Annotated in this window: 11 protein-coding genes; 7 read left to right on the top strand and 4 right to left on the bottom strand. The window is 69.2% G+C overall.

Annotated features, from left to right (window positions below):
• Positions 1–10: 10 nt before the first annotated feature.
• Positions 11–658 (bottom strand): PadR family transcriptional regulator, encoded by a 648-nt coding sequence (locus OIE47_RS13540; protein WP_442792090.1) that lies wholly within the window; start codon positions 656–658, stop codon positions 11–13.
• Between the two features lie 176 nt (positions 659–834).
• Between OIE47_RS13540 and OIE47_RS13535 the strand changes: the two genes are divergently transcribed.
• The gene (locus OIE47_RS13535; RefSeq protein WP_326561843.1) at positions 835–1,296 is read left to right on the top strand and encodes a DUF5318 domain-containing protein; all 462 of its coding nucleotides are present in this window, start codon (positions 835–837) and stop codon (positions 1,294–1,296) included.
• A 319-nt stretch (positions 1,297–1,615) separates the two neighbouring features.
• On the opposite strand, the gene OIE47_RS13530 is transcribed toward OIE47_RS13535, so the two are convergent.
• The gene (locus OIE47_RS13530) at positions 1,616–2,218 is read right to left on the bottom strand and encodes a hypothetical protein (protein ID WP_326561842.1); all 603 of its coding nucleotides are present in this window, start codon (positions 2,216–2,218) and stop codon (positions 1,616–1,618) included.
• A 7-nt stretch (positions 2,219–2,225) separates the two neighbouring features.
• Here OIE47_RS13530 and OIE47_RS13525 point away from each other — a divergent pair, with 7 nt between their 5' ends.
• The gene (locus tag OIE47_RS13525; protein WP_326561841.1) at positions 2,226–4,481 is read left to right on the top strand and encodes a transglycosylase domain-containing protein; all 2,256 of its coding nucleotides are present in this window, start codon (positions 2,226–2,228) and stop codon (positions 4,479–4,481) included.
• Positions 4,482–4,602: 121 nt separating this feature from the next.
• Positions 4,603–6,141 carry a glycosyltransferase family 87 protein gene (locus OIE47_RS13520; RefSeq protein ID WP_326561840.1) on the top strand — a complete coding sequence of 513 codons (1,539 nt, stop codon included), beginning with the start codon at positions 4,603–4,605 and terminating at the stop codon, positions 6,139–6,141.
• 110 nt (positions 6,142–6,251) lie between these two features.
• Here the strand turns inward: OIE47_RS13520 and OIE47_RS13515 are convergent, their stop codons facing one another.
• Positions 6,252–8,738 (bottom strand): hypothetical protein, encoded by a 2,487-nt coding sequence (locus OIE47_RS13515; protein ID WP_326561839.1) that lies wholly within the window; start codon positions 8,736–8,738, stop codon positions 6,252–6,254.
• Between the two features lie 13 nt (positions 8,739–8,751).
• Positions 8,752–9,528: a deoxyribonuclease IV gene (locus tag OIE47_RS13510; protein ID WP_326561838.1), complete on the bottom strand. Its 777-nt coding sequence runs from the start codon at positions 9,526–9,528 to the stop codon at positions 8,752–8,754.
• Between the two features lie 859 nt (positions 9,529–10,387).
• Here OIE47_RS13510 and rpsF point away from each other — a divergent pair.
• The 4 genes from rpsF (at position 10,388) to rplI (ending at position 12,057) form a co-directional block, all read left to right on the top strand.
• Positions 10,388–10,678, top strand: coding sequence for a 30S ribosomal protein S6 (rpsF, locus tag OIE47_RS13505; RefSeq protein WP_121157770.1), 291 nt, complete (start codon positions 10,388–10,390; stop codon positions 10,676–10,678).
• A gap of 82 nt (positions 10,679–10,760) precedes the next feature.
• Positions 10,761–11,309 carry a single-stranded DNA-binding protein gene (locus OIE47_RS13500; RefSeq protein ID WP_326561837.1) on the top strand — a complete coding sequence of 183 codons (549 nt, stop codon included), beginning with the start codon at positions 10,761–10,763 and terminating at the stop codon, positions 11,307–11,309.
• 44 nt (positions 11,310–11,353) lie between these two features.
• Positions 11,354–11,593: a 30S ribosomal protein S18 gene (gene rpsR, locus OIE47_RS13495; RefSeq protein WP_007073789.1), complete on the top strand. Its 240-nt coding sequence runs from the start codon at positions 11,354–11,356 to the stop codon at positions 11,591–11,593.
• Between the two features lie 14 nt (positions 11,594–11,607).
• A complete protein-coding gene (gene rplI / locus OIE47_RS13490) occupies positions 11,608–12,057 on the top strand; it encodes a 50S ribosomal protein L9 (protein WP_326561836.1) in 450 nt (149 codons plus the stop codon).
• Positions 12,058–12,110 lie beyond the last annotated feature (53 nt).

The raw sequence follows: 12,110 nt of genomic DNA, 5'->3' as shown, positions 1-12,110 counted from the left end.
TCCTTCTTTATCACGGCCGCTCCGGCTCATTGCTGGACTGCTGTCGTCCAGGCGGAGACGGGCTTATCTCGGTTGATGGGGTCCCGCCGGCACCGGAGGGTGCCGCCGGGGACCGGCCGGAGCGCTCGTTTGCGATGAGCTCCTCCAGCCAGCGGACTTCGCGTTCGCAGGCGTCCAGCCCGTGGCGCTGAAGTTCGAGTGTGTACGCGTCGAGGCGCTCGGCCGCCCGGCCCAGCACGTCGCGCAGACCTTCGCGACGTTCCTCGATCTTGCGTCGGCGACCTTCCAGGATCCGTAGCCGGGTTGCCTGGTCGGTACGGGCGAAGAACGCGAAGTGCACCCCGAATCCGGTGTCCTCGTACGTCTCCGGGCCGGTCTGCGCGATGAGCTCGGCAAACCGCTCCTTGCCTTCTGCGGTGATCTTGTAGACCACCCGGCCCCGGCGACTCGTCAGTGCCGGAACCACCTCGGTGGTGACCGAGGTCTCGGCCGCCTCCACGATCCAGCCGGCCGCCTGCAGCCGGCGTAGCGTCGGGTAGAGCGAGCCGTAGCTGATCGCCGCGCGGATGGCGCCGAGCTTGGCGGCGAGCTCCTTGCGCAGCTCGTAGCCGTGCATAGGGGACTCCTGGAGGAGGCCGAGAATGGCGAGTTCAAGCATCAGGTGCCAGTCCTCCATTCCCCGCTTGTGCTCCGGTAATCCACCCGATGTATCGGCCCGATACATCGCACCGTAGACCCCCGGCGCGGCAAGGGCAAACCCCGGATCGGCATGCGTGTCGTCACAGGGTGTGACGGTGGTCGCCTCGCCGGGCCGAACCGCGTACCCTTCACCGCATGCGTACGCAGCGCCGGGTGGTGGACTACTCGCTCCAGAAGCGGGCGGTGCTGCGCGAGGTCTACGCCGGACGGGTCGGCACCTACGAGGTCTGCGACGCGTCTCCGTACCTGAAGAACGCCGCTCACTTCCACGGCGAGCCGACCGAGGTGCGGTGCCCGATCTGCCGGCGCGAGAATCTCACGCACGTCCACTACATTTACGGCGATGAGCTCAAGCAGTCCGCCGGTCAGGCACGCAGGTTGGCGGAGCTACCCGTGCTCGCCATGACTGTGCGTGAATTCCAGGTGTACGTGGTCGAGGTCTGCCAGGGCTGCAACTGGAACCACCTCGTCGAGCAGTACCTGCTCGGCCGGGACGGTCTGGCGACCGATCAGGGTGACGCCGGTGGTGGCGAGGCGATGGCCGCCACGGGCTCCCGGACCCCGACAGCTCGTCGAAGGCGTGAGGCGCAACGGTGAACCCACCGCCCCCGGCCCCTAGCACGGTTACCTTGACCTGTCAGGGCGAGTGGCGGATTTCTAACCGGATAAGTCCGGTTATTCCCGAAATGGCTGCAGGCAATGGGCAATCCCGGTCAGGCTTGCAGCGTGTCCTAGCTCACGGCAACCCGGTGGTGGCGCTGGCGCGCCCCACTGCGACCGGCAGGGTGTGACAGATGAACTCGTACGGCGACCCCAGTTCCGCACGCGGTCAGGCCCATGGTTCAGGGCCCAACGGCGAACCCGGACCCACGGCGGACGACCCGTACCGGCGTCCGGCTCCGGACGCCTCCCCGACCTACCGCTCGTCCGCGCCGGATGGCGCCGGTGCCGGCTGGTCGGCCAACGGCGGCTTGAACGGCAACAACGGAGCGGCGTCCGCGCCACGCGGTTCCGCTTCGGTCGGTTCCGCCTCGGTCGGCCCCGCCGCCGGTGGACGGGCCTCGGTCGGTTCCGCCTCGGTAGGTGGCTCCGGCTCCGGCCCGCGCAGCGCGCCCCCGGGCGGCCCGGTCGCCTCGGGATCGGCCTCCGCCGGTCCCGGAGCCAGAGGAACGGCGTCGAGAGGTTCGGCTTCGGTCGGTTCCGCCTCGGTGGGCTCGGCTTCGGTCGGGTCGGCTTCGGTCGGTTCCGCATCCGTGGGCCCGGCCTCCGGCGGAGCCGGTCGGGCGCGGGTCGGGCGGGCCAGCGTCGGCTCCGCCTCGGTCGGGTCGGCTTCGGTCGGTTCCGCCTCGGTAGGCAGCGCGGGGATCGCCGGTCGGGCCAGCGTCCGCCCGATCTCACCCGCCGGTCCAGGCGGTCCCGGTGGACCGGGTGGTCCGAACGGACCCGGTGGCCCCGGTGGACCGGACGGCCCCGGACGGCGCGGCCGGCGGGGCGGCACCGACCCCGAGTCGCTGCGCAAGGCCAAGATGCGTAAGCGGATCAACTGGCTAATCGCCGGTTTCGCCGTACTGATCATGCTCGCCGGTGGTGGGGTCGTGGCGACGACGTACTACTCCACCACGGTGGTGCTGCCGGAGGACCTGGCGCTTCCGCTTTCCAGCACCATCTACGCCAGCGACGGCACCACCCAGCTGGTGAAGATGGGCGAGTACAACCGGAACTTCGTCACGATCGAGCAGATCCCCGACTACGTCGAACAGGCGGTCGCGTCGGCCGAGGACCGCAACTTCTACACCCACGGCGGTCTCGACTACGTGGGTATCGCCCGAGCCGCCTGGAACAACTTCACCGGCGGCAGCAAGCAGGGCGCGTCGACCATCACCCAGCAGTACGCCCGCAACGCGATGGAACTCAGCGGCGGCTACGGGCGGAAGATCAAAGAAGCGGTGCTGGCGTCCAAGCTGAACGAGAAGTACAGCAAGCCCGAGATCATGAAGTTCTACCTGAACACGATCTACTTCGGTCGGGGCGCGTACGGGATCGACGCGGCGGCGCAGGCGTACTTCCACGTACCGGTGGACAAGCTGACCCCCGCCCAGGGCGCGGTGCTGGCAGCGGTGATCAAGCAGCCACAGCCGGACGAGGTGACCGGGCACAAGGGTTACGACCCGGCGGACAACCCCGAGGCAGCCAAGGACCGGTGGAACTACGTCCTGAGTGGCATGGTGGAGAAGAAGTGGCTGCCGGCCGACCAGCGGCCGGTCGACTACCCGGAGGTCTTCCCACCCAACACCGCCTGCTCCACCGAGTGCGGCATCAACACCCCAGTCGGCAACGTGGTCAACTACGTGCGCGACGAGATGGTGGAGAAGAAGATCTGCTCGAGCGCCGAGACCTGTGTCAAGGAGATCCGGGACGGCGGCTACAAGATCACCACCACCATCGACGGCAAGATGCAGAAGGCCCTCGAAGCCGCCGCCTGGCGCAAGGCCAAGGGGTCCGAGCTCAGCGACCAGCCGGACAACCTGATGGCCGCCGCGGTGGCGATCGAACCGGGAACCGGCCGGGTGCTGGCCTACTTCGGCGGTGACAACGGCACCGGTCACGACTACGCCGGCAAGAACATGGAAGGCACCCTGACCGGTGGACATCCGCCGGGCTCGACCTTCAAGATCTACACCTTGGCGGCGGCCCTGGAAGCCGGTATCGCAGTCGATTCGCACTGGGACGCGTCGCCGTTCAAGGTCGGTGGCAACGGCCCGAGCGTGCAGAACGCCGGTCGTAACGCGAGCTGTGCCAAGAACTGCTCGTTGTTGGAATCCACTGTCCAGTCGTACAACGTGCCCTTCTACCACGTGACCGAGAAGATCGGCGTGGACAAGGTGGTCGAGATGGCCAAGGCGGCCGGTGTCACCACCATGTGGACCGACGCAGGGAAGCCGTACGACCTGCTCAAGGGCTCCGGCAAGGACTCCCCGTTCGACACCTACGTCGGTTACGGCCAGTACGCGATCACCGTGCTCGACCACGCCACCGGTGTGGCCACGCTCGCCGCCCGGGGCAAGTACAGCAAGCCGCACTTCGTCGCGAAGGTCGAGCAGAAGGACACCGAGACCGGCGCCTGGAAGAAGGTCGGCGGCGAGCAGATCAAGGTGGAGCAGCGGATCCGTACCGAGGTCGCCGACAGCGTCAACGCGGTGCTGGAGAAGATCCCCGCGGCGAACAAGGACACCCTGTCCGGCAACCGCCCCGCGACCGGCAAGACCGGTACCTGGGAACTGAACCCGACCAGCAGGGACAACGCCCACGCCTGGATGGTCGGCGCCACCCCGCAGGTCGCGACCGCGGTCTGGGTCGGCAACGTCGGTGACCTGAAGGCGATCAAGGACAAGAACAAGTCGGCGATCGGCGGCAACGGGCTACCCGCCGACATCTGGAAAGACTTCATGAACGCCGCCCTCAAGGGCAAGAAGACGGAGAAGTTCGCGGATCCGCCGAAGGACTTCGGTGACCCGGACGCCGGCAACGGCATCGCGCCGCCACCGACGCCGACGATCTGCACCGACCCGAACCCGCTGTTGTGCCCCCCGGGGAGCATCATCCCCAATCAGCCGAACCAGCCTGGTCAGCCCAACCAGCCGGGTCAGCCCAACCAGCCCGGCCAGCCGAACCAACCGGGTCAGCCCAACCAACCGGGCCAACCCAACAACCCGGGTCGACCCGAGGGCGGTGGCGGCGGTGGTGGCGGAACCGTGACCCCCACCCCGCGTACGCGGAACTGATCGATCTGACGGGCCGGCGGCCGGGTGATCACCCGGCCGCCGGCCCATTTCCGTACCCGGCCGCCGACACGGGCGGACCGGGCGGGACGGATGACGGTCGCGTACGGCAGGATGCCTGTTCATGAGCGCGCAGTCGACGGCAGGCATCGACGAGCCTGAAAAGGTGGACCACCCCTCCCGCTCGGACGGCTTCGTCCGCGGACTGGCCGAGGCGATCGGCGGGCCGATGGGCGAACACGCCGCCGGCCGACCTCGCGGCGGTGGACGCGGCGGCATCGTGTTCTGGAGCGCCGCCCGGATCGTGCTGGCCCTGACCTGCCTCACCCTCGCCCTGCACTGGGTGCAGAAGTCGCCCTGCCAGGACGGCGCGTGGCAGAACAACGTGCAGTACACCCGCCTCTGCTACACCGACGTGCTCGCGCTCTACTACGCCGAGGGCCTCAACGAGGGCAAGGTGCCGTACGCGGACCACCCGGTCGAGTACCCGGTGGTGACCGGTTACTTCATGGGCGCCCTGGGTCTGCCCGTACATGCGCTCGGTGAGTCCCGTCCCGGCCTCAACCAGGGCATGTGGTTCTACAACGTCAACGCCATCGTGCTCAGCGCCCTGGCGGTCGCGACCGTGGCCATGCTGCTGTCGCTGCGCCGCCGCCGACCCTGGGACGCGGCGCTGTTCGCCCTGTCACCCGCGCTGCTGGTCACCGCCACCGTCAACTGGGACCTGCTCGCCATCGGCCTGGCCGCCTTCGGGATGTACGCCTGGGCCCGGCGCCGACCCGTCGCGGCCGGCATCCTGCTCGGCCTGGCCGGCGCGGCGAAGCTCTTCCCGCTGTTCATCTTCGGCCCGCTGATAGTGCTGGCCATCCGAGCGAACCGGCTGAAACAGGCGCTGATAGCCGCCGGCACCGCCGTCGTCACGGTCGTCGCGGTCAACCTCCCGGTGGCGATCCCCTACCGGGAGAGCTGGAACCGGTTCTTCGAACTGAACACCGAGCGGCCGATCGACTGGGGCACACTCTGGTACATCGGCCGCTACCTGGACGGGAAGTGGAACAGCGGCAACCCCGGTGACCAGGGGCCGTTCCAGTGGCTCAGCAACCACGTCGACCCCACCCTCAACTACCTGACGTACGTCCTGTTCGGGCTGGCCTGCGTCGGCGTGGCCCTGCTGGCGGTGCTCGCGCCGCGCCGGCCGAGGCTGGCCCAACTCGCCTTCCTCGTGGTGGCCGCGTTCCTCATCTTCAGCAAGGTCTGGTCCCAGCAGTACACGCTCTGGCTGCTGCCGCTGCTGGTGCTCGCCCGGCCCCGCTGGGGCGCGTTCCTGGCCTGGCAGTTCGCCGAGGTCTGCTACTTCGTCGCCTTCTACGGCGAACTGCTCGGCGCCTCCGGCAAACAGGTCTTCCCGGAGGGCGTGTTCGTGCTCGCCGCCACCCTCCGGCTGGTCACCGTGGCCGTGCTCTGCGGGCTGATCGTGCGGGAGATCCTCCGCCCCGAACTCGACCCCGTACGCGCCACCTACGACGACGACCCCGACGGCGGGGTACTGGACGGTGCGGCGGACGCGCCGTGGTTCACCCGATGGCGTACGGGGCGGAAGGCTGCCGACTCCGGTGCCTCCCCCGAACCGCCCTCGTCCGGCGAGCCGGTGCCGGTGGCCTAGCGGGCGCACCGAGGGGCAGAAGTCGAAGCGCCCCGGTTCACCCGACGATCCGGGGTTACCGGGCCGCTTTCGTTCCGGCCGGGGCCGAGCACAGGGCTCGGGTCCCGGGGTCAGCTTCCGTCGAGGTGGAAGACGACGGTGTCGCCGCTGTCCTCACGCCTGATGTTGAACTGGTCCACCGGCTGGTCGGCGGCGCGCTCCCAGGGCGTACCGACCGCGCGGTCCTTGAGCAGGACAACCGTCTTCACCCCGAGCCCGCGCAGGTAGTCGATGCTCTCCTGGTCGGGGAACGCCTGTGTCCGCTCGCGTGCCTGCGCCAGGGAGTCCGGGGTGAACCCGCTGCCGCCGTTCACCACGTCCTGGAACCGGCTCGTCGACCAGAGCATCACGTGCTGGTCGGTGCCCTGATCCGACGGGAGCACCAGGACCGGCCCGTCGACCGTACGCATCGCCGCCGGCTGGGCGGGGACGATCGGGGTCGGGGTCGAGTTCAGCCCCTCGGCCAGCACCAGCACCAGCGGCAGCAGGGTGGCCAGGCGCAGCAGTGGGCCGGGCCGGGGTGGGATCCGTTCCGCCGCCGAGATCTCCCGTGCCCGCTTGGCGAACGCGCTGACCGATCCGGCGGCGAGTATCCCGAGCAGCAGCGTGGTCCAGATCATCAGCCGGCCCGGGGTGCGCAACCCGTCCCAACCGGGCAGGTGCTCGAAGAGCGGAAGGTAGGTGAACCGGCCGCCGAAGAACTCCGTCCCCAGCGTCAGGATGCCGCTGACCAGCACCCCCGCCAGCAGCAACAGGCGCTGCCGGATGGTCCAGATGGAGAAGAACAGGCCGGCGAGGGCCAGCGCGTAGAGCACGAACCCGGGCAGCAGCGTGTTCTCCGGGGCCCACGGCAACCCGGCCCGCGCCGCTTCGTGCAGCCGGCCCCAGAGCAGCGACTCCTGCGGCGCGACGACGAAACCGCTCGGTGGCGGCGAGTAGAGGGCGAGGTCGCCGACCGTACGTTTGGCGTTCGGGTGCAGCTCGGCGACCCGGAAGTACGGGATGGCGAGCAGTACGCCGATCCCCGCGAAGATCACCGCACCCCAGAAGTCGGCCAGGAGCAGCCGTACGCCGAGCGGTCGGCGCTCCGGCCAGAACCAGGTACGCCGGACGAACCAGGTCACCGCGGAGACGATGAAGATCACCGCGAGCAGGTACGCGAACGGCAGGCCGATGCCGAAGCCGAGACTGAGTTGCCAGGCGGCGACCAGCCACCCGCCGAGCGCCCAGCCGGCGTGCTTGCGTTCGGGCCGGAAGCCGTGCCGCAACGACCAGCCGTGTCCCCTGGCGAGCATCGCCAGCGCCAGCGGAATGCCACCGTTGGAGATGATGTGCAGGTGCCCGGCCTGGGAGAGCAGCCACGGCGGGTACGCGAACGCCACCCCGGCGACCGCCGCACCGATCCGACCCGCCCCGAGCTGACGAACGAGGGCGTACGCGCCGACGGTGGCGAGGGCGTGGGCCAGCACGAAGATGATGTTGTAGCGGACCAACGCGGCAACCGGCCCGTGCCCGATCATCCCGGCCGGGGCGTACCCGAGCAGGGTGTCGGAGAAGGCGAAGCTCCACGACTCCGGGTAGAACGCGTTCGACTGCCAGAGCAGCGCCGGGTTGGTCATCAGAATGTGCCCGGACCAGGACATCTGCCAGGCCTGGAGGGTCGGGTCCCAGATGTCCTGCGGAATCGTGTGTGCGGGATAGCGCAACGTCGGCCAGGTCAGTACAACGGCGAGCACCAGGCTGGCCAGGCCGGCCAGGGTCCACTCGTGCGCCAGGACCCGGGTGATCCGGCTCAACCGTCCGGGTGTCGGCTCCGGGGCCGGAGCGAACGCCGACCACCGGTCGACCGGATCGCCCTCGGGCTGATCGGCCGCGCTCGCCTCGGCCGGCGGCTTGAGCTGTACGACGGTGGCGCCCGCCCGGCGCAGCGGCCAGGTTCGCCGCCACCACGGCGGACGGGGTCCCGGTGCCGGAGCGTTCGGCTTGATCACGCCGAGGTCGATCACCGTCGGTTCGGCAGCCGTCGTGTCGCTCTTTGCGCCAGCCTTGTCGCCTTTCTTGGCGGGGCTGGTCGTACCGGGGCGCTCGGGCCCGTCGCTCGGGTCCGGCTTGCTGGTCGCGGTGGCGCCGGCCTCCGGACCCGGCTTGCTGCTTGAGTCCGGATCGGTCTTCGGATCCGGCTTGCCGGCGTCCGGCTTGCTGTCCGCGTCCGGACCCGGCTTGCCGGCGTCCGGCTTGCTGTCCGCGTCCGGACCCGGCTTGCCGGCGTTCGACCTGCTGCGTCGTCCGGTCCCGGCGTTCGTGTTGGGTTTGCTGTTCGGGTCCGGCTGGTTGGTGGCGTCGGACCTGGTCGCCGTCCCGGGCTGGTCGGTCCTGCCTGCGGCGTCCGACCCGTTGGCGGTCTTGCCGGTGGCGTCCGACCCGTTGGTGGGCTTGCCGCGGCCGGACCCGGTGCTGGTGGAGCCGGCCGGGTTGGTGGCCGACTCGTCGGTGCCGGTGGTCGCTTGGGCCGCCGCGTCGGCGGGCACGTCGGTGGCGTTCGACTGGTCCGTTGTCATCAGCCTGCTTTTCCTACCGGCCCACGCGGTCGCGCAGGTATGCGATGTCCGCGCCCTGGCCGTCCGCCCCGCCCGGTGTCTCCACGACAACCGGGGCGCCGGCCGCGCGGATGACGGCGACCACCAGGTCGGGATCGATTTTTCCCTGCCCGAGATTGTCGTGCCGGTCGCGGCCGGAGTCGAATCCGTCCTTGGAATCGTTGGCGTGGATCAGGTCGATCCGGCCGGTGATGGCCTTCACCCGGTCCACGATGTCGAGCAGGTCCTCACCACCGGCGTGGGCGTGGCAGGTGTCCAGGCAGAAGCCGACGCCGTACTCGCCGACCGCGTCCCAGAGCCGGGCGAGCGAGTCGAACCGGCGGGCACACGCGTTGTCGCCACCGGCGGTGTTCTCGATCAGCACCGGGGTGGCGAACCCGCCGGACTCGGCCGCGTACGCGAAGGTCTTCCGCCAGTTGTCGAAACCCTTCGCGATGTCGTCGCCCTTGTTCACATGTCCGCCGTGCACGATGAGTCCCCGGGCGCCCACCGTCGCCGCCGCGTTGGCGTGCTCCACCAGCAGCTTGCGACTGGGGATCCGGATCCGGTTGTTCAACGTCGCGACGTTGATCACGTACGGCGCGTGGATGTAGACGTCGACCTCGGCGGCCCGTAACCGGTCGGCGTCCGCCCTGGGTTCCGGTGCTTTCCAGCCCTGCGGATCGGCGAGGAAGAACTGCACCGTGTCCGCCTTGCGGAGGGTGGCCTCGTCCAGCGGGTCCGCAGAATCGACGTGGGCTCCGATACGCATGAGGGCGAGCCTACGTCCCGTGTGCCCACGCCGGCAGCGCGGCAGCCGACGGCTGGCGCGCTGCGGTGCCTCGGAGCGGGCTGCGTTACCGCCTGCCGGACCGGTCGTTAGCAGTGGTGAGACTCCTGGTCCGGTGCTCGGATCAGGTCCGGAACCGCTGCCGACCCGAGGGACGAAGAAGTGCCGTCGCTGCTCCGACACCGTCGCGCCACCGTGGTTTTGGCCGCGTTGTTCGCCGGCGCGCCGCCGCTGGCGGCTGCGGTGGGTGGGCAGGTCGCGATGGCGCCGGCGGTCGGACGTACGACTGACGTTGATCCATGGCCCCCCTCCGTCGCGCGGCCCGGCGCGGCGGAGGGGAGTGCCGCACCGTCGGCCCGCCCCGCCAGTCCGGTGGAGCAGCCGATGGTGCCGGCCGAACCGGTCCGGGACGCCGGATTGACCCGGCTGCTCGCGCTCATCGCCACGATCTGCGTGCTGGGCGTCAGTGTTGGGGCAATTCGGGCTATCCTCGCTCAACGAGCAACACGGACTGTTGTGGCGTAAGATGACAACTCAGTAGGCTCCGCGGGGCGCCTCCTATCCAACCTCATCGGTGTGGTCGTTCCTCCCCAGGTCCCACCCAAAGAATGCGGATAGGGCGCCCCGCGGCTCTGCAAGGAAGGCCCCCTTCCCATCGATCTTCGCTGGGAAGGGGGCCTGTCAACACCCCGTACGCCCGGTGAACGTCTCCGTACGTCACCGGGTATCCTGGTCAGGTTGTCTGTGTAACCACGGGTTCCCCCGCCGGTTACCGGCAACGACGCACGACCTCCTGCCACGGAAGGACCGTGGCCGTTAGCCCATAGGAGGTGAGCACGTCTTGCGTCATTACGAGATCATGGTCATCCTCGATCCAAGCCTCGAGGAGCGCACCGTCGCCCCGTCGCTGGACACGTACCTCAACGTGATCCGCACCGCGGGTGGCTCGGTGGAGAAGCTCGACGTATGGGGCCGCCGGCGCCTCTCGTTCGAGATCAACAAGAAGGCCGAGGGCATCTACGCCGTCATCGATCTGCAGGCATCCCCTGCGGCGGTGGCTGAGCTGGACCGTCAGCTGCGACTCAACGAGTCCGTGCTGCGCACCAAGGTCATCCGGCCGGAAACGCGCTGACGCGCATTCTTTCCCGGCACGCCCGGATCAGCCTCAAGCGCTCTGTCGTACTGCTCTGGCAGCCTACGGCGGAGGCTTATGAGTGCGCGAGGAGTTGGCCATGGCAGGAGATACCACCATTACGGTCATCGGCAACCTGACTGATGACCCCGAGTTGCGTTTCACCCCGTCCGGTGCGGCGGTCGCCAAGTTCCGGATCGCCTCGACGCCCCGGTTCATGGACCGGGCCACGAACGAGTGGAAGGACGGGGACCCGCTCTTCCTTGCCTGCACCGTATGGCGGCAGGCAGCGGAGCATGTCGCCGAGTCGCTGCAGCGGGGTGCCCGCGTGATCGTCTCGGGTCGGCTGCGCCAGCGGTCTTACGAGACCCGCGAGGGTGAGAAGCGCACCGTCATCGAGCTGGAGGTCGACGAGATCGGCCCGTCGCTGCGGTACGCCACGGCGAAGGTGCAGAAGATGTCGCGCTCCGGTGGCGGCGGTGGCGGCTTCGGTGCCTCCGGCGGTGGCGGTGGCGGTGGTGGCCAGCAGGGTGGCGGAGGAAACTTCGACGACCCCTGGGCCACGGCAGCCCCGTCCTCCTCGCCCTCCGGTTCGGGCGGCGGAAACTTCGATGAGGAGCCTCCTTTCTGATGGCACCGCCGAGTACTCGAGATCGCAAACCAGGAGCAAGGTCAATGGCAAAGGCTGCGGCACTGCGCAAGCCGAAGAAGAAGGTGAACCCGCTCGACAAGGACGGGATCACCTATATCGACTACAAGGACACCGCGTTGCTGCGGAAGTTCATCTCCGATCGCGGCAAGATCCGCGCTCGGCGGGTGACCGGGGTTACCTCCCAGCAGCAGCGCCAGATCGCCCGTGCGGTCAAGAACGCCCGTGAGATGGCGCTCCTGCCGTACACGGCCACGGCCCGCTGAGAGGAGACGCCGATATGAAGGTCATCCTGACGCAGGAAGTGTCCGGTCTCGGTTCCCCGGGCGACGTCCTCGAGGTGAAGGACGGCTACGGCCGTAACTACCTGCTGCCGCAGGGCTTCGCCATCGTGTGGACCAAGGGTGCGGAGAAGCAGGTCTCGGTCATCAAGCGGGCCCGCTCGACCCGTGAGATCCGCGACCTCGGCCACGCCACCGAGGTTGCGGGCCAGCTCCAGGGCCTCAAGATCAGCCTCAAGGCGCGTGCCGGCGAAGGCGGCCGCCTCTTCGGCTCGGTCACCCCGGCCGAGGTCGTCGACGCGGTCAAGGCCGCCGGCGGCCCGGTCCTCGACCGGCGCCGGCTGGAACTGCCCGGCCACATCAAGTCGGTCGGTGCGTACCCGGTGCGGGTCAAGCTGCACCCGGAGGTCACCGCCAAGTTCGACCTGAACGTGGTGCAGAGCCGCTAGTTCGGGACTGACGAGTGAAGGCCGCACCCTCGGGTGCGGCCTTCACTCGTTGC

Origin of the sequence: Micromonospora sp. NBC_01796 (genome assembly GCF_035917455.1) — a bacterium.
Taxonomy (GTDB): domain Bacteria; phylum Actinomycetota; class Actinomycetes; order Mycobacteriales; family Micromonosporaceae; genus Micromonospora_G.
Note: the sequence above shows the minus strand (reverse complement) of the source record. Positions and strands in the feature narration are given on the sequence as shown.

Coding starts and splice junctions, on each gene's coding strand:
- OIE47_RS13540 (WP_442792090.1), bottom strand. CDS start 658: ATGCTTGAACTCGCCATTCTCGGCCTCCTCCAGGAGTCCCCTATGCAC.
- OIE47_RS13535 (WP_326561843.1), top strand. CDS start 835: ATGCGTACGCAGCGCCGGGTGGTGGACTACTCGCTCCAGAAGCGGGCG.
- OIE47_RS13525 (WP_326561841.1), top strand. CDS start 2,226: ATGCGTAAGCGGATCAACTGGCTAATCGCCGGTTTCGCCGTACTGATC.
- OIE47_RS13520 (WP_326561840.1), top strand. CDS start 4,603: ATGAGCGCGCAGTCGACGGCAGGCATCGACGAGCCTGAAAAGGTGGAC.
- OIE47_RS13515 (WP_326561839.1), bottom strand. CDS start 8,738: ATGACAACGGACCAGTCGAACGCCACCGACGTGCCCGCCGACGCGGCG.
- OIE47_RS13510 (WP_326561838.1), bottom strand. CDS start 9,528: ATGCGTATCGGAGCCCACGTCGATTCTGCGGACCCGCTGGACGAGGCC.
- rpsR (WP_007073789.1), top strand. CDS start 11,354: ATGGCAAAGGCTGCGGCACTGCGCAAGCCGAAGAAGAAGGTGAACCCG.
- rplI (WP_326561836.1), top strand. CDS start 11,608: ATGAAGGTCATCCTGACGCAGGAAGTGTCCGGTCTCGGTTCCCCGGGC.